Below are 15,215 nucleotides of genomic sequence, written 5' to 3'. Positions count from 1 at the left end.
CGCAGCGCACCGCCTTCGGCGTCGTCCTCCAGCAGCCCCGCCTGGCCGCCGACCCCCGTCTGACCCTCGCCGCCCTGATCACCGAACCGCTGCGCGCAACCGGCCGCCGCCACGAGGTCCCCGCCCGCCTCGCCGAACTCACCCCCCTGGTGGGCCTCACCCCCGACCTCCTCACCCGTCGCCCCCACGAGGTCAGCGACGGCCAACTCCAGCGCGCCTGCCTGGCCCGCGCCCTGTCGCTGCGTCCCCGCGTCCTGGTCTGCGACGAGATGACCGCCATGCTCGACGCCTCCACCACCGCGGCCCTGGTCACCGCCGTCGAGTCCTACCGCGCCGAGACCGGCGCCGCCCTCCTCGCGGTCGGCCACGACGCGGTCCTGCTCGACCGCTGGTGCGACCGCGTCCTCCCCTGGCAGGCGGTGACCGCCACGGCGTGAGCCCGCTCTGCGCGGCCCCCTACACCTCCCGCCTGGCGAACAACTCCAGGTGCCCGCACTGGGGGCACCGGTAGGCCTCGATCTCCCACCGGGTCCTCCCCAGCCGTTTGGCGCCCCCGAAGATCCCCCGCTCCAACGGCCCGGCGATCCACCGAGCGAACCCCGGTGCGCCCTCCCCCGAGTCCTCCACGAACCCCGGCTCCAGCCCCACCGCGCCGCACTGCCCGCACTCCACGCTGTCATCCATGGCGCGGAGCCTAACGCCGCCCCCACCGGCCCTCTGTCGGTCACTTCCCTCCCCGCAACACCCCGTCCACACCCCGCCGCAGACCAGCGCGGCCGCGGCGCTTCGCGACCCCGCCACTACTCCGGTTACGGATCAGCCCTCACCCGCTACACTGACCGCGGTGGCCAAGCCGTCCGGCCAGGCCTCCCGCCTTCGTAGCTCAGGGGATAGAGCACCGCTCTCCTAAAGCGGGTGTCGCAGGTTCGAATCCTGCCGGGGGCACAACCGAAGAGGCCGCTCAGGAAGTTTCCTGGGCGGCCTCTGACATCAACGCTGGCGCCCCTTCACGGCTGGTCAGATCAACTGCTCCCACGGGTTGATCACCAGGGCACCGGTCCGGGCGCGGTGCTTGATGTTGCGCGTGGTCACCGTCCAGCCGTTGGCCAGGGCCGTCGCGGCGATCAATGCGTCGGGTGGGTCGATGCCGGCGCCGGCTGATTTCAGCGTCTTGTGGATGCTCAGGTACGCGGCTGCTTCCGACTCACCGATCGGTGCGATGCGTCCGGCGTACTCGTGCCGCACGGCGGCAAGCGCCTGGGTGTAGCGGGCCTTGCGCATGGGGTCCGCCGTGGCATCCACGCCTGCCTCGATCTCGGCGACGGTGATCACGCTGAGGAAGCGGTTGGGCCGGGGCGTGGACCGGAACCAAGCCAGTACGCGGTGGTCGGGCTTGGGCCGCTTCGTGAGTTCGGCGACGACGTTCGTGTCGAGCAGGTAGATCACTCGGGGTCCGATTGCTCGTCGTAGGAGCGGGCACCGAACTCCAAGCCCTCGAAGGGCTGGGACAGCAGGAATTCCTCGAAGCCGTCGTTGCTCGAGGCCACCTAGGGGTTCAGCATCTCGGGCAGTGCCTCGATCTCCGTGTCGGCGAGCTCCGCATCGAAATGCCTGCGCTGGTCGTCGGGCAGGGACTCCCGGATGTCACGGATGGTCCGCAACGGGTGCGCCGTCGAGTACGGCGGGTGAGGAACCTCGCTCGGGGCCGTCGTCATCGGCATCCCCTCCGCTGTATCGCGCCGTGCGCTTCTACCGGTCCCGGTTAACGGCGTCCGGTCCGTTCGCTCAGACCTTCCGAGAGCCACACCACCTGCCGCAGCCAGGGACCGGCCCGTCGGCAGACTGAACGGCGGTCGGCCTGGCCGGACCGTCCGCAGCACACCTACGGCACACATGAGGCCGGGAAGTACTGCGAACGACTGAGAACCGGCGAGACGCATTCCGCAGGTCAAGCACGTATCGGTGACCGTTTTCCCAGGTCACAGCCCCGCTCGGCGGGACCTCCTAAAGCGGGTGTCGCAGGTTCGAATCCTGGGGGCACAGAGAAGCAGCAGGCACTCTGTCCACGCCCGTCCCCCGAAGGGCCAGGCAGGCTTCGCCCCGCTCCGGAGGCCCCGGAACAACCGCAACAGTGCGGGGCGCGCTTGCCCCCCAAAGGTCCGGAGGTCGGCCATCTCGGCAGCTCGACCAATTCGGCTCTGCGGTGTTCGGTCGGAATTCGTCAGCTCTCGTGCGGCACCGTGGGACGCGTGACCGGAACGACGGTCAGAAGGTCGTCCAGCCCTTTGTAGTCGTCGGGATTGGTGGTGAAGAGGGGGAGGTCCTCGGCCACTGCGATGGCAGCGATCATCAGGTCGGCCACCCGACGACGCGGCTTGCGGCCCGCACTGATCACCGCGGCACAGATCCGGCCGTAGGCACGGGCGGCTTCGGCATCGAAGGGGATGGGGTCGAACTCGTGTTCCGCACGTTGCAGAACGTCGAGCCTTCGGGCCCGCTCGGCATGCTCGTCGTAGCCGCTCTGTTCGTCGTTGCGGCGGACCTCATGAGGGCCGGCGGACAGCTCGGCCAAGCTGATGGCGGTGATCGCCATTTCTTCTGGCAGTTCCTCGGGATCCACCCACCGCCGCAAGATCATGATGTTGGTGTCGAGGATCCCCTGCCCGTACATCGGACGATCAGCGGGCATAGGGGTCGTCCAGGTAGTGGTCGGCCGTGGCGTCCTGGTCGGCGCGGAACATGTCGAGGGAGATGTCGGGAGCGGTTCTGGACATCGCCGCGAACTCCTGCCGGGAGACGAACCGACGGCGCCGCCGCAGAGGGACGAGCTGCCCGATCGGATGCCCGTCACGAGTGACGGTGAAGGACTGGCCGCCCTGTATGGCATCCATGATCTCCCGGGAACGATTACGCAGGTCCCGCTGAGTGATTTCAGGCTGAACGCTCATATCGCCCACGGTAGCACCTGGTGCTACGCGGTAGCACGACATGGCACAGACTTCCGACCACAGGCACGGGGCGGAACCAAGGCGGGACCGGTGCCGACCCGCCGAAAACACGGGGGACCACCGGAACGGATTTCAGCCCACACATGAGGCCCGAACAAGGCGCGAACATGTGAGAACCGCCGACGAGTGTCTTAGCGGGTGTCGCAGGTTCGAATCCTGCCGGGGGGCACCAGTGCAGGCGCCGCCCAGGTACTTCCCTGGGCGGCCTCCGACATCACGCCGACGGCCCTTCACGCCCTGGTCAGACCGACTGTTCCCAGGGGGAGGTCACACATACGGTCGCTTCACCTCGCTGTTCAAGAACGCCGTGCAGCATGAACCCGCACGCTCGACGTCCACAAGGGCGGTCGTGGGTGCGGGTTCACGGACTGCGGGGCGGGGGTTGTCCGGCTCAGCCGTGTGCCGAACCGCCGCGAAGCGCGGTGACCAGCCAGGAACTGCTGCGCAGCCACACCCCGCCGTCCGCCTCGTGGCGGCGCAGGGTGGCCGTCAGTGCCTGGCGCGCCGCGTCCTGCGCGGACGGTGTCACCTGATCGAGCAGGTGACGCCCGGGACCGGAGTCCAACAGGAACGCCGCGGCGTCCGCCGCGTCGGTGCCCCATTTCCCCGCCACCTCGACCCTGTGCACCTCCACCCCGTCGAACCCGCCGGCGGCGAGCAGTTCGCGGATGCGGGCGGGATCCGTCAGGGAGAACATGCCGGGGCCGTCGGCCTTCCCGAACCCGCCGAGCGGCAGGATGTCCTTGAGCGAGGCCAGCGCGGCGAGCCACTCGTTGGCCTCGGCCTCGGCCGCGCAGACAAAGGCCAGCCGGCCGCCGGGGCGCAGTGCGCGGCGTAGGTTGGCGAACGCGGCGACGGGGTCGGTGAAGAAGGTCATGCCGTACCGGCTGATGACCGCGTCGAACGCCCCGGCGTCCAAGGGGTGGACCTGCGCGTCGCCCTGCACGAAGACCACATTCGCGACCTCTTCGCGTACCGCGCTCTCCCTGGCCTTGTCCAGCATCGGGCCCGACAGGTCCAGGCCGATCGCCCAGCCACGTACGGCACGCCGGGCGGCGAGGCGGGTGGTGCGGCCGGCTCCGCAGCCGACATCCAGCACGGCATCGGTCTCGGAGATGGCCGCGGCGTCCAGGAGAGGCTGGTTGAAGCCGTCGTTGACGGCGTCCCAGCGCTCCTGGCTGCGGGCCCACTGCGCGCCTTCGTATCCGTTCCACGCCTCGGCCTGCGCGGTGTTGGCGAAGTGCCCCATGGGTGAACTCCCTCCCGCCGGGGCACGACTGGGTGCCCCGGCCCTAGAATGGGCAAGCGCCCAAACAGTATGGGCGCACGCCCATACTTGCAACGGGCGCAGGGAAAGGGGCTGTTGTGTCACCTCGTGGAGTAGCGATTCCGGACCTGCGCGAGCGGCTGTTCGCGGCCGCGGAACGGGTGGTGGCGCGCGACGGCGCCGCGGCCCTGACCAGCCGCGCGGTCACCGCGGAGGCGGACTGCGCCAAGGGCGTGCTGCACACCCACTTCTCCGGCCTGGACGAGTTCGTCGCCGAGCTGGTCCTGGACCGCTTCGCGCGCAGTGCCCGCCAGGCCGAGGCCCTGCACACCAAAGTGGGGCAGGCCACGGTCGCGGAGAACCTCCGCGAGGTCGTCGGGGCCCTGCTGGACTCCCTGCCTCCGGCGGTGGTGGGCCTGGCGATGACCCGCCCCAAGGCCGCGTCGCACACCCGCCAGGGTTTTCAGTCCGGCGCGCCCGCGTTCGACGCGATCCAGCACGCCGTCACGGGCTATCTCGAGGCGGAGCAGCGGGACGGCCGGATCCCGGCGGACAGCGACGCCGCTGCCATCGCGCTCGCGCTCGTCGGCACCACCCACCATCTGCTGATGACCCGCGGCACCGCACCGGACACTGCGGTGACCGTGCGGCGCCTGCTGGCCGTGCTCCTCGACAGCTGAGCGGTGGTGAAGAGGGGGAGGACCTCGGCCACTGCGGTGGCAGCGATCATCAGGCCGGCCGCCGACGACGCGGCTTGCGGCCCGCACTGATCACCGCGGCACGGCCGGCCGTAGGCACGGGCGGCCTCCGCATCGAAGGGGGATGGGGTCGAGCACCTCGTCCCCCAGCCTGCCACCGCAGCGATGCCGGTCCGCCTCGGTCGCCGACGGGCAACGAGACGGCGGGGGTGCGACCCCGCCGGGTTGGGCCCGGTGCGTCATGGCCGGATGGCGATCTTGGTGGCCTGGCGCGTGTTCATGGCCTGGTAGGCGGTCGCGACGTCGTCCAGGGGCAGCTCGGTCGACAGTACCGGTGAGGGGTCGAGCTGACCCGCGAGGACTTCCGCGAGCAGGGGTTCCAGGTAGCGGCGGGCGGGAGTCACCCCGGCCCGCAGGGCGATGTTGTGGCGGAACAGACGGTAGAGGTCGACGCGGTCCACGCCGTTGGGGACCCCGACGGAACCGATGGTGCCGCCGGGCCGGACCAGGTCGATCGCGAGGTCGAGGGCGGACTGGGTGCCCGCGCACTCGGCGACGCCGCCGGCACCGCCTTCGGTCTCGTCCCGGACCAAGCCGACGGTCGCGGGGGCGTCCGCGGCCAGGACGTCGGTTGCCCCCATGCGCTTGGCCAGGTCGCTGCGGTCGGGGTGGCGGCCGACGAGGATGATCCGTCCGGCTCGGGCGCGGCGGGCGGCGAGCACCGCGCACAGCCCGACGGCACCGTCCCCCAGGACGACCACGGTGGAACCCGGCCGGACACCGGCCAGGACGACGGCGTGGGCGCCGGTCGCCATGACGTCCGTCAGCGGAAGCAGGCGACGCAGGAGTTCGGCATCCGCTTCCGCGCGCACCGGGACGAGCGTGCTCTCGGCGAACGGCACGCGTACGGCCTCGGCCTGGCCGCCGTCATGGCGGCCGCCCCAGAAGCCGCCGTTGGGACAGGAGGTGAACAACCCGTCGCGGCACTGTCGACAGGTGCCGTCCGCGAACGCGAAGGGAGCGAGGACGAGTTCGCCCGCCCGGAGATGGGTGACGCCCGCACCGACCTCCTCGACGACTCCGATCCACTCGTGGCCCATGCGGTCGCCTGGCGTGAACGACTCCTGACCTCGGAACGGCCACAGGTCGGATCCGCACACGGCGGCGAGGGAAACCCTCACCAGCGCGTCACTCGGTTGTTCGATCACCGGGTCGGGAACGTCGACGAGACGGACCTGTCCGACCCCTTCCAGCACGGTGGCTCTCATGGGCGAACACGGTAGGCTGCCGCCGCCCGTCCGGCCATGGCGGTCCGACGGGGTGCCCCGCGCTCTTTCCGTCGAACAGAAGGTGTTTCGGCATGTCCGTTTCCCAAACGTCGGGAACAGATGCCGTGGATCTCGCGATCATCCGTGAGCTCTCCCGCAACGCCCGCATCAGCCTTGCCGAGTTGGGCCGCAGGGTGTCCCTCAGTCGGCCCGCCGTCGCCGAGCGGGTGCGGCGTCTGGAGGACTCCGGTGTGATCAAGGGCTACGGCGTCCACCTGGATCTCGACCGGCTGGGGCTGGGCCTGAGGGCTCACGTCTCGCTGCGCCCGCGGCTGCGTTCCGCCCGGAAGCCACAGGTCCTGCGCGACCGACTGCTCGCCATGGGCCACGTCCTGTCGTGCGTCCACGTCACCGGCGAGAACTGCTACGAGCTGACGATCGCGGTCCGGGACGCACAGCACCTCGAGCAGGTCATCGAGCAACTCTCGGAGATGGGCGACACCACCACCGGCGTGGTGCTGTCGGAGCCCGTGCATCCGCGTGACGTGGACATCGCCGCATGGCTTTTGTGTGAGGACTGACAGAACGGGGCGCTCGGCAGGACGTGGCCGTGAGCGGCGGATCCGGGTGCCCGTCACTCCGGGAGCCGGTCCGGTTCGTCCTCCCAGGCCATGGAGGACATCCTCCAGCCGGTCGGGGTCCGAAGGAACTGGGTGGTCTTGTGGCCGTGCCCCTCGAAGTGCGCGCCGTCCCGGACACCGGACTTGCGGTACTCGCTGAACCGGTGGGCGACCGAGCCGAAGATCTCGGTCCGCCGGGAGACCTCCCACTCGGAGAATTCCGTCAGCGTTCCGTCGGTGAGCATCCTCTGACGCGGCTCGACGAATGCGTCCAGGTCCATGATCACGGGGTTGTTTCCGGTGTTCGAGATGATCCGCCCCTCCGGGACGAAGAGTTCGCGGATGATCTCCAGATCGGGGCGCCTCCCGCCGGTGTTGGTGAAGGAGTCCATGAACAGGCCCATCAACCGGTCGATGTCCGCCCGGTCGTCGGAGGTGGGGGCGGGCTCGGGCGTGGGGGCGGGCTCGGGCGTGGGTGTGGGCTCGGGCGTGGGTGTGGGCTCGGGCGTGGGTGTGGGCTCGGGCGTGGGTGTGGGCTCGGGCGTGGGCCGAGCCTCTGACGGCGGCCACTCCTGCGCCAGGACCGACCACACCTCGCTGTCGTGCCGCACCCCTCGGTACGGATAGCGCTGCCGGAGCACGCCGTCCCGGGTCATCCCCAGGCGGCGCGCTGACGCGATGCTGCGGGTGTTGCCGGAGGCGACCCACCACTCGACCCTGCTCATCCCACGCTCGGTGAAGGCCCAGTCGATCAGTGCCCGGCAGGCGCGGGTCACCAGTCCTCGGCCCTGCCCGGCCTCCTCCAGCCAGCAGCCGATCTCGCACACTCCCGAGGAGGCGTCGCAGCGGGTGAACATGACGCCGCCCACGAGCACGCCGTCCCGCCAGATCCCGCATATCCGGCCGCTGTCGGAGGACGAGAGGTCGGCGTAGCGCTGGAGGGTCGACCTGGCCGAGGCCAGGTCGGTGGTGAGCGACGCCCAGGGGATCCACGGGTCGACCAGGGGGCGGGCCCGGTCGATGTGCGCCAGGAACTCCGGTGCCTGCCAGGGCTCCAGAGGACGGAGTCGCGTGTGGTCGTCGAGCGGGATGGTGAACATGGGCTTGCTGCCTTCCGGGTCGGGCCGGGCGGATACGCCGGTGGGGAAGGCCGGCGGGGGTAGGCCGGCCGGGCATGGCGGTGAGGAGCGTGCGTAACAAGCGTTTGGTATGTAGGGTAGCCCGCATGCCGCCACCCGCACCCGGAGATCACGAAGCCCGCCGCAAGGACGTGTCCGAGGCGGTGTGGCGCGTTCTCGCCGCGAAGGGTTTCGGCGGTCTGACACTGCGCGCGGTCGCCGCCGAGATGGGCGTTTCCACGGGGCTGCTGACGCACTACTTCCCGAGCAAGCGTGCTCTTGTCACGCACGCGCTGGACCTGCTGGAACAGGACACGGCGGGACGCCCGCGCCGGACTCCTCCCGCCGGTGGCCTGTCCGCCGTACGGGCCATGCTGATCGACATCCTGCCGCTCACTCCGGCCGACACCGCCCGTAACCGCATCTGGGTCAGCTCCTGGGACCTGTCCCTCGCCGACGAGACGCTGTCCGCCCAACAAGGCGACCGCTACACCAGGTTGCGCGAAACCTTCCGCCGTCATTTCGAGACGGCACGCGACCTCGGGGAGATCCGCTCGAGCGCCGACGCAGGCCAACTGGCCGCCTCCGCCGTCGCCTTCGTCCACGGACTCGTCGTCCAAGCCCTCTTCGACCCCGGACGTTTCGCCGAGGACGTGCAGATCGCCATGGTCGACGACTTCGTCGCCCGGCTCGCCGGGTCCGGGCCCATCGCCGAATAGGTTGATGTCATGCAGCTGCTCCTGACGCCTCCGCCGCCCGCCGCCTAGAGCGGGCCGTCGTGCCGAGCCACCCCTGGGTCACGGGGGGGCCGCGCGGATTGCCCACGGACACGGACACGGACACGACGTGATGGCAATCGATCGAGGAGACCTCAGGTGCAGTCCTCTTCCGCCCTGCCCGTTCGGCAGGGTGTTCTCTACGTCGCGCTCGCGGCCACGGCATGGGGCACGGGCGGTGCCGTGGCCGCCGAACTGTACGACGCCGGCGGGATCGGCCCCGTCGCGGTGTCGTTCTGGCGGTTCCTGGTGGGACTCGGCCTGCTCCTGGCGGTTCACCTGGGCCGGCGTACCTGGCGATCCCGGCGGCCGGAGACGGCGCCGTCGCTGCGCGCGGCGTTCGCGGCCAACCCGCGGCGGGTCCTGATCACGGGTTTCGGGCTGGCGGCGTACCAGACGGCCTACTTCGCCTCGGTGCAGCAGGCCGGGCTGACCGTGGCCACGGTGGTGATCCTGGGTGCGGGTCCGGTGCTGGTCGCCGTGGGCGCCAGGCTCACGCTGGGCGAGCGCACCGGCGCCGCCGGGACCGCCGCGGTGGCGAGCGGCGTCGCCGGCCTGGTGCTGCTGACGGGCGGTGCGGACGGGAGCACCGGCCCCGCTCCCATGCCGGGCATCGGATACGCGCTGCTTTCCGCCGCCGGCTACGCGGGGGTGACGCTGCTGGGCCGATTCTCCGGCCGGGAGAACGCCGGTGGCGCGTTCGGGTCCACGGTGACCGGCTTCGCGGTCGGCATGGTCTGCCTCCTGCCGGCGGCTCTGCTGGAGGGCCCGCTGCCCGACGCGGGGCGCCCGGCGTGGACGCTGGGCCTGGTCCTCTACCTGGGGGCGGTGCCGACGGCGCTGGCGTACACGTTGTTCTTCGCCGGCCTCGGCGCCGTCAAGGCGACCACGGCGTCCGTCGTGGCCCTGGTGGAGCCGCTCACCGCGGCGGTCATCGGCGTGCTCGTCCTCGGCGAACGGCTCAACGCGGTCGTCCTCACCGGCACGGCTCTGCTGCTGTCCGCCGTGGTGTTCCTCGCCGCCGCCGAGGGGGTCGGCCGGGCGTCCGCACAACGGACGGCCGGCTCGCAAGGCCCTGACCGGGGTCCGCGCACGTCGCGTTCGGCCGTGCCGGCCGAGGACTGACGTCCAACGCTCACCCGGTCAACGCTCACCGGCTCCACACCCGCTGGAAGTCCTCGGCCGAGATGGGCTCCAGTGGGTCCTCCTCCGGGACGAGTGCCTGGTCCGTCAGGAAGCCGTGGTCGTCCTCCAGGTGCTCCCAGCTGTACCGGTGGAGTTGGCCGGCCGACGTCAGCTCGGCCTGCTTGACGGCGATCAACGCGCCGCCGTCGGGTACGGCCTGGAAGTACCACACGCCGCCGTCCTCGTCAGCGCCCCGGAAGTGGTGCCGCAGGGTGGCGTTCTCGTCGAGTGCCCGGAAGTACGCCACGGTCTCCGCCTTGATGCGCTCCAGGTCAACCACGGGATCATCGTGCCAGGTTCCCGGCGGACGGCGAAGTGAAGCGGCGGTGGCCGGAGGGGTGGTGCCCGCTGCGGCCGTCGGCGCGGCACGGCCACGCCGCCGCACCACGCCAGGGGGCTCGGACGGCATTTCCGGCGTCCCGGGTGGCGGCCGTCGGCGCTCAGGCCGAGCCTCGCGGGGCAGGAAGGGGTGTGGTCTCACGGCCGAAGGCGCGCATGGCGAGGGCGCCTGCCAGCGGGCCGGGGGCGAGGAGGAGGAAGGCGTAGCGCCAGCCGACGGCCTCGGCGAGCAGGGGCGTGAACTGGATGGTCACCACGGTGAGGGCGAAGCCGATCGCGGTCTGACCGGTGAGCGCCGTGCCCATGTAGCGGTGGTCGGCGACCTCGCTCAGCGAGGTGGAGAACACCCCGGAATCCGCGATCACGGCGGCGCCCCAGAGCGTGCAGAAGAGGAACAGGACCACCGGCGGGGCGTGGAAGAGCAGCGGGGAGAGCAGGCAGCACAGGCCGCTGAGCAGCAGCGCGGTCACGGCGGCGGGCGAGCGGCCGTAGCGGTCCGCGCCCCAGCCGCCGAGCAGGCAGCCGGCCGCACCGCCGATCCCCATCGAGAGGAACACCGTGAGCTCCACCGAAACCGGGAGGTCGCGCGCGGCGGGGGCCGCCAGGAGGAACGTCGGGATCCAGGTCCAGAGGGCGTAGAGCTCCCACATGTGCCCGAAGTAGCCGAGGTTGGCCAGGCGCGGCCCGCGTTCGGTGAACATGGTCAGCGCGTACCGGGGGTTGCGGGCGGGCGGGGCCGACGCCGCGTGGGGGCCGGGCCGCACGAGCACCAGGGCTATGGCGGAGCCCACGAACCCGGACACCGCCGCCGCGAGCAGGACACCGCGCCAGGGCAGTGATCCCAGCCCGGCGATGAGGTGGGGAAGCGTGGAGCCGAGGGTGAGGGCGGCGACCAGGACGCCCATGGTCCGGCCCCGCCGGGCGCTGCCGGACCAGGAGGCCATGAGCTTCATGCCGGTGGGATAGACGGCGGCCAGGAACATGCCGGTCACGAACCGCAGCGGGACGGCGACGGCCGACCGGTCGGCGAACAGGGCCAGCGCGACGGTGCAGACGGCGGCCGCCGCGGCCCCGGCGGCGAGCAGACGCTGGGGCGCGACGCGGTCCGGGAGGTTGAGGGAGGTCGAGATCACGGCCCCGGCGACGAAACCGATCTGCACGGACGCCGTCAGCCACACCGCGCCGCCGGCCGTGAGCCCCCAGTCGTTCCGCAGGCTGGGCACCACCGCCGACATGGAGAACCACACGGCGAGGCCGAGCACCTGTACGGCGGCGATCGCACCGCGTTGCACACCGACGTTCACAGCTGCCCCTCGCACCGCGGTCTTCACGCCGCGTCCTCGCACCGCGGTGCGGGGACGCACCGCGTTCTCGCACCTCCGGCCTTCCTCGCCATGGCCGAGAGCCGACCCTAGCCTTCCGGGAGCCGCCGGGTGGCCGCCCGGGACGGCCGTGGGCCTTGCCCAGCGTGTGAGGGGTTACACAATGGAAGTGTGGCTCAGTAAGGAGGCATCACCATGCTGGAGGTCAGGACTCCCAGTAAGCCCGATGAACAGCGCGATTTCCCGCACGGTCACCTCGAATCGGTCCACCTCACGGGGCTGGACTTCGCGACGGCGACCTTCGAGCCCGGCTGGCGGTGGTCCCAGGACATCGCTCCGACCGCCGGAACCGAGAGCTGTCAGTTCCACCACAACGGGGTGGTGACGCAGGGGCGCATGCACATCCGCATGGACGACGGAAGCGAGACCGAGGTCGGCGCCGGGGAGGTCTTCGTGTGCTCCCCCGGGCACGACGCGTGGACCGTCGGCGACGAACCGTGTGTGGTGTACGACTTCGCCGGTGAGATGGCGAAGGACTACGCGAAGGAGAAGGAAGGAGCGTCCGGAGGTCGCGTCCGCTGACGCGTGCGCCGGACTAGCCCGTTCGTCCTCGTGCTGGTGCGCGTGCCGAAGGCGTCGGTGACGATTCCCGGTGTGGCCCTCGGCGACGGGACGTCGCTTCCCAGGGGCTTCCCGATCGAGGAGCCGTCACATGATGCACCGGATCGTCGCCCTCGCCGTGGCGGGTGTCCTGGCCGCGGCCGTCTCGGCCACGGCGACCCCCGCCCGGGTGCCCGCCGGCGTGGGGACGCCGCCCCCGGGACCTACCGCGGCACCCGGGCACGCGCCGCATCCCCGGCCACCGCACCACCACGAACCGCCGCACCACCACCACAAGCCGCACCACCACCACGAGCCGCCGCACCACCACCGGCCGCCGCACCACCCGAGGCCGCCCCACACACCGCCCCACACACCACCGCACACGCCGGGTCCGACCCCGCCCCCCGGAGCGGGCGCCGGTGGTGAGGCGTGGGCGTGGACCCAGCTGACCAGCCACGGCACACAGATCCGTTACGTGTCCACCGACGCGAGCATGACCTGTCCCACCGTGCGCTACACCCTGGGGACGCAGGTGACCGCCCCTCTTCAGCGGGTGAGCACCCCCACCGGCGCGCACTTCCCCACCACGGTCTGCGAGTCGGGGGCACAGACGCCGGTGCCGCTCGGGGCGACCGGCGCGCAGCTCGTCCCGACGACGGTGCAGGCGGCGACGCTCCATCCCGCGGGCGGTCACCTGCCCCTGCCGAGGTGGACCGCGACCACCCGTCCCCGCACGGTCGACGTCATCGGCGACACCGGCTGCGAGCTGCCGGTGAACCCCGCCGAGGCGGCGCAGTCCTGCGCGACCGCCTGGCCCTTCACCCCGATCGCGAACAGCATCGCCCGCGGGGCCCCCGACCTCGTGATCCACACCGGGGACTATCTCTACCGCAACGACCCGGGCAGGGCGGACGACAAGGCCAGGAATCCGGGGTGCGCGCTGCGCGCCGAGGCGGCGAGCTGGGCCTGCGTGGTGGCGGACTTCTTCCGGCCCGCCGAGGCGTTGCTGGCCGCCGCGCCCGTCGTGCTGGCCCGGGGCAACCACGAGGACTGCACGGGGCAGGCCGGGGGCGCCGGTGACGCGTGGTTCCGCTACCTCGCCGACGAACTGCGGGGCAACGGGACGTGCAGCCGTTTCCCGCCGCCCGTCACGATCCGCGCCGGCCTGCTGAACCTCGTCTCCGTGGACTCCTCGTCCGCCGATCCGAACGACACCGGCAGCACGGCGCAGGTGAACACCTTCGTCCCGCAGTTCCAGGCCGTGAACCGGGCCGCGCGGCAGCGTCCGTCCGAGGACTTCTTCCTGCTCACCCACAAGCCGGTGTGGATGGTGAAGTCCGCCGGGCAGGCCCCCGGCGCGGTGACCTGGCTGACGCACGTCCTCGACGCGGCGGTGGCCGGCACCACCCAGCAGCGGCTGGCGGACAACGTGCGCCTGGTGCTGTCGGGGCACGTCCACCTCTACCAGATGCTCGATTTCGCCACCGTCCGCCCGCCCCAGGTGACCGTGGGCTCCTCGGGCTCGCCGCTGGACCGCGGGCCGGTCGACGACAACGTCACGGGGCAGCCCGTCGGCACACCGCCGCAGCCGGTCCACCGGTCGGTCACCCAGGTGGAGAACCCCTCGAACCCTCCGGCGGGACTCGACGGGGTCGCCGGGTACGGGCAGTTGCGGCACGACAACGGGACCTGGGACCTGACCTTCCACAGGACGGACGGTGCGGTGCGCGGTCAGGTCTGCACGCTGAGCACGAGCCTCACCGCCAAGTCGTTCGGCTGTCACTGAGCGGCCCCGCGGCCCCGGGGCGGGACGGCCGCGCGGTGCGGTGAGCGCCGGGGGTGGCCGATTCACCCTCCGTTTCCGTGACCGGGCAGCGGGCAACCGGGCCGCATGACAGGTCAATCGACGACGTGGCTCCCCCGGACCGGCGCGCGGCGCGCCGCCAACAGTTCCGCGATGGACCGTGCGGCCCGGGCCGGCTTCGCGGCGCGCGGGGTGCTCTACCTGCTCATCGGGGTCATCGCGCTGCGGGTGGCCTTCCACCCGGGCGACGGCGAGCAGGCCGACCGCTCCGGCGCGCTCGCGGAGATAGCCGAGAAGCCGTTCGGCTCGGTGCTGCTGTGGGCGCTGGGCATCGCCACGGCCGGCATGGCGCTGTGGCGGCTGTCGGAGGCCGCGTTCGGCGCCTCCGGTCCGGACGGGCACAAGACGCACAAGCGGCTGTTCTCCGGCTGCCGTGCCGTCTTCTACGGCTTCGTCGCCTACTCCGTGCTGGCCTTCGCCGCCGGGTCGGGCGGCGGCGGTTCCTCCGACGAGCAGTCCAAGGACATCACCGCGCGGGCGCTGGAGATGCCGGGCGGTCGCTGGCTGGTCGGCGCCACGGCGGTAGGTGTGGTCGTCGCGGGCGGATGGATCCTGGTCCGCGCGGTGCGGCGGACGTTCCACAAGCACCTCAAGACCGGCCGGATGAGCCGCCGCGTCCGCCAGGTGGTCGACGTCCTCGGCGTCTTCGGCGGCGTCGCGCGAGGTGTCCTGTTCGGCGCGGTGGGCGTGTTCGCCCTGGTCGCCGCGGTCCGGTTCGACCCGGACGAGGCGAAGGGGATGGACGACACGCTGCGCGCCTTCACCCAGACCGCGGCCGGTCCGTGGCTGCTGGTGGTGATCGCCGTGGGGCTGGTGGCCTTCAGCGGCTTCTCGTTCGCCAGCGCGCGCTACCGCAGGACGTGACCTCGCGGGCCGCCCGCCGGGTGGCCCCCTGGCCGCCGCCCGCGACGGAGCGGCTGCTCACGGCGGTTGAGTACGAGGACTCATGTCCGGCGCCGCCGCCCGGCCGTAGCGTGCGGTCATGGCGACGAACCTCGATCGGCGGCACGGCCGCCCCGTGCGACGTTATGTGGGTCTGGGGCTCGGCATCGGTGTGAGCGCCGTCCTGCTCACGCGGTTCGGGCCCCTGCCCGTGTCCACCGCGGCGCGGCTGTGGGAGCAGCTCGCGGCCCGCGCGGTGGCGGTG

Annotated in this window: 18 protein-coding genes, 1 tRNA gene and 1 pseudogene; 9 read left to right on the top strand and 11 right to left on the bottom strand. The window is 71.8% G+C overall.

The features are described 5' to 3' along the window. A partial coding sequence (locus tag HW445_RS05400; RefSeq protein WP_180219885.1) for an ATP-binding cassette domain-containing protein occupies positions 1 to 437 on the top strand: 437 nt, incomplete at its 5' end. Positions 438 to 456: 19 nt separating this feature from the next. Here the strand turns inward: HW445_RS05400 and HW445_RS05395 are convergent. Next, a complete protein-coding gene (locus HW445_RS05395) occupies positions 457 to 684 on the bottom strand; it encodes a hypothetical protein (RefSeq protein ID WP_180219884.1) in 228 nt (75 codons plus the stop codon). A 188-nt stretch (positions 685 to 872) separates the two neighbouring features. Between HW445_RS05395 and HW445_RS05390 the strand changes: the two genes are divergently transcribed. After that, positions 873 to 945, top strand: a tRNA-Arg gene (locus HW445_RS05390). A gap of 72 nt (positions 946 to 1,017) precedes the next feature. On the opposite strand, the gene HW445_RS05385 is transcribed toward HW445_RS05390, so the two are convergent. From HW445_RS05385 to HW445_RS05365, 5 genes are all read right to left on the bottom strand, one after another. Next, entirely contained in the window at positions 1,018 to 1,446 is a 429-nt protein-coding gene (locus HW445_RS05385) for a type II toxin-antitoxin system VapC family toxin (protein ID WP_180219883.1), read from the bottom strand. A 101-nt stretch (positions 1,447 to 1,547) separates the two neighbouring features. Next, positions 1,548 to 1,721 (bottom strand): hypothetical protein, encoded by a 174-nt coding sequence (locus HW445_RS33305; RefSeq protein ID WP_257230857.1) that lies wholly within the window; start codon positions 1,719 to 1,721, stop codon positions 1,548 to 1,550. 500 nt (positions 1,722 to 2,221) lie between these two features. After that, entirely contained in the window at positions 2,222 to 2,689 is a 468-nt protein-coding gene (locus HW445_RS05375; RefSeq protein ID WP_180219882.1) for a type II toxin-antitoxin system VapC family toxin, read from the bottom strand. Beyond that, positions 2,679 to 2,948 (bottom strand): type II toxin-antitoxin system Phd/YefM family antitoxin, encoded by a 270-nt coding sequence (locus HW445_RS05370; protein WP_180219881.1) that lies wholly within the window; start codon positions 2,946 to 2,948, stop codon positions 2,679 to 2,681. Before HW445_RS05370 ends, HW445_RS05375 begins: the two co-directional genes overlap by 11 nt. A 451-nt stretch (positions 2,949 to 3,399) precedes the next feature. After that, a complete protein-coding gene (locus HW445_RS05365; protein ID WP_180219880.1) occupies positions 3,400 to 4,257 on the bottom strand; it encodes a class I SAM-dependent methyltransferase in 858 nt (285 codons plus the stop codon). A gap of 116 nt (positions 4,258 to 4,373) precedes the next feature. Between HW445_RS05365 and HW445_RS05360 the strand changes: the two genes are divergently transcribed. After that, positions 4,374 to 4,955, top strand: a complete 582-nt coding sequence (locus HW445_RS05360) for a TetR/AcrR family transcriptional regulator (RefSeq protein WP_180219879.1) — start codon at positions 4,374 to 4,376, stop codon at positions 4,953 to 4,955. A 2-nt stretch (positions 4,956 to 4,957) separates the two neighbouring features. On the opposite strand, the pseudogene HW445_RS33300 reads toward HW445_RS05360, so the two are convergent. Further along, positions 4,958 to 5,101 (bottom strand): annotated as a pseudogene (locus HW445_RS33300) (VapC toxin family PIN domain ribonuclease); the annotation flags it as partial. Between the two features lie 111 nt (positions 5,102 to 5,212). Beyond that, positions 5,213 to 6,241, bottom strand: a complete 1,029-nt coding sequence (locus HW445_RS05355) for an alcohol dehydrogenase catalytic domain-containing protein (RefSeq protein WP_180219878.1) — start codon at positions 6,239 to 6,241, stop codon at positions 5,213 to 5,215. Between the two features lie 92 nt (positions 6,242 to 6,333). Between HW445_RS05355 and HW445_RS05350 the strand changes: the two genes are divergently transcribed. Beyond that, positions 6,334 to 6,822 (top strand): Lrp/AsnC family transcriptional regulator, encoded by a 489-nt coding sequence (locus HW445_RS05350; RefSeq protein ID WP_180219877.1) that lies wholly within the window; start codon positions 6,334 to 6,336, stop codon positions 6,820 to 6,822. Between the two features lie 53 nt (positions 6,823 to 6,875). Here HW445_RS05350 and HW445_RS33295 read toward each other — a convergent pair whose 3' ends face one another. Further along, positions 6,876 to 7,961, bottom strand: coding sequence for a GNAT family N-acetyltransferase (locus HW445_RS33295; protein ID WP_257230856.1), 1,086 nt, complete (start codon positions 7,959 to 7,961; stop codon positions 6,876 to 6,878). Positions 7,962 to 8,086: 125 nt separating this feature from the next. On the opposite strand from HW445_RS33295, the gene HW445_RS05340 reads away from it, so the two are divergent. Beyond that, positions 8,087 to 8,698 (top strand): TetR/AcrR family transcriptional regulator, encoded by a 612-nt coding sequence (locus tag HW445_RS05340; RefSeq protein ID WP_180219876.1) that lies wholly within the window; start codon positions 8,087 to 8,089, stop codon positions 8,696 to 8,698. 156 nt (positions 8,699 to 8,854) lie between these two features. Continuing rightward, entirely contained in the window at positions 8,855 to 9,880 is a 1,026-nt protein-coding gene (locus tag HW445_RS05335) for a DMT family transporter (protein ID WP_180219875.1), read from the top strand. A gap of 25 nt (positions 9,881 to 9,905) precedes the next feature. Here HW445_RS05335 and HW445_RS05330 read toward each other — a convergent pair whose 3' ends face one another. Further along, on the bottom strand, positions 9,906 to 10,220 hold the full coding sequence (locus HW445_RS05330; protein ID WP_180219874.1) for a hypothetical protein: 315 nt from the start codon (positions 10,218 to 10,220) through the stop codon (positions 9,906 to 9,908). A 160-nt stretch (positions 10,221 to 10,380) separates the two neighbouring features. Next, entirely contained in the window at positions 10,381 to 11,583 is a 1,203-nt protein-coding gene (locus tag HW445_RS05325; RefSeq protein ID WP_180219873.1) for an MFS transporter, read from the bottom strand. Between the two features lie 213 nt (positions 11,584 to 11,796). Here HW445_RS05325 and HW445_RS05320 point away from each other — a divergent pair, with 213 nt between their 5' ends. The 3 genes from HW445_RS05320 (at position 11,797) to HW445_RS05310 (ending at position 14,932) form a co-directional block, all read left to right on the top strand. Further along, entirely contained in the window at positions 11,797 to 12,183 is a 387-nt protein-coding gene (locus tag HW445_RS05320; RefSeq protein ID WP_151774402.1) for a cupin domain-containing protein, read from the top strand. Between the two features lie 130 nt (positions 12,184 to 12,313). Further along, positions 12,314 to 13,990, top strand: a complete 1,677-nt coding sequence (locus tag HW445_RS05315) for a metallophosphoesterase (RefSeq protein WP_257230855.1) — start codon at positions 12,314 to 12,316, stop codon at positions 13,988 to 13,990. 171 nt (positions 13,991 to 14,161) lie between these two features. Next, a complete protein-coding gene (locus HW445_RS05310; RefSeq protein WP_180219872.1) occupies positions 14,162 to 14,932 on the top strand; it encodes a DUF1206 domain-containing protein in 771 nt (256 codons plus the stop codon). The last annotated feature ends 283 nt before the right edge of the window (positions 14,933 to 15,215 follow it).

The sequence above is a fragment of the Streptomyces sp. UH6 genome, from assembly GCF_013421635.1.
Classification (GTDB): Bacteria; Actinomycetota; Actinomycetes; order Streptomycetales; family Streptomycetaceae; genus Streptomyces; species Streptomyces abyssomicinicus.
This window is presented reverse-complemented; position numbering and strand designations above follow the sequence as displayed.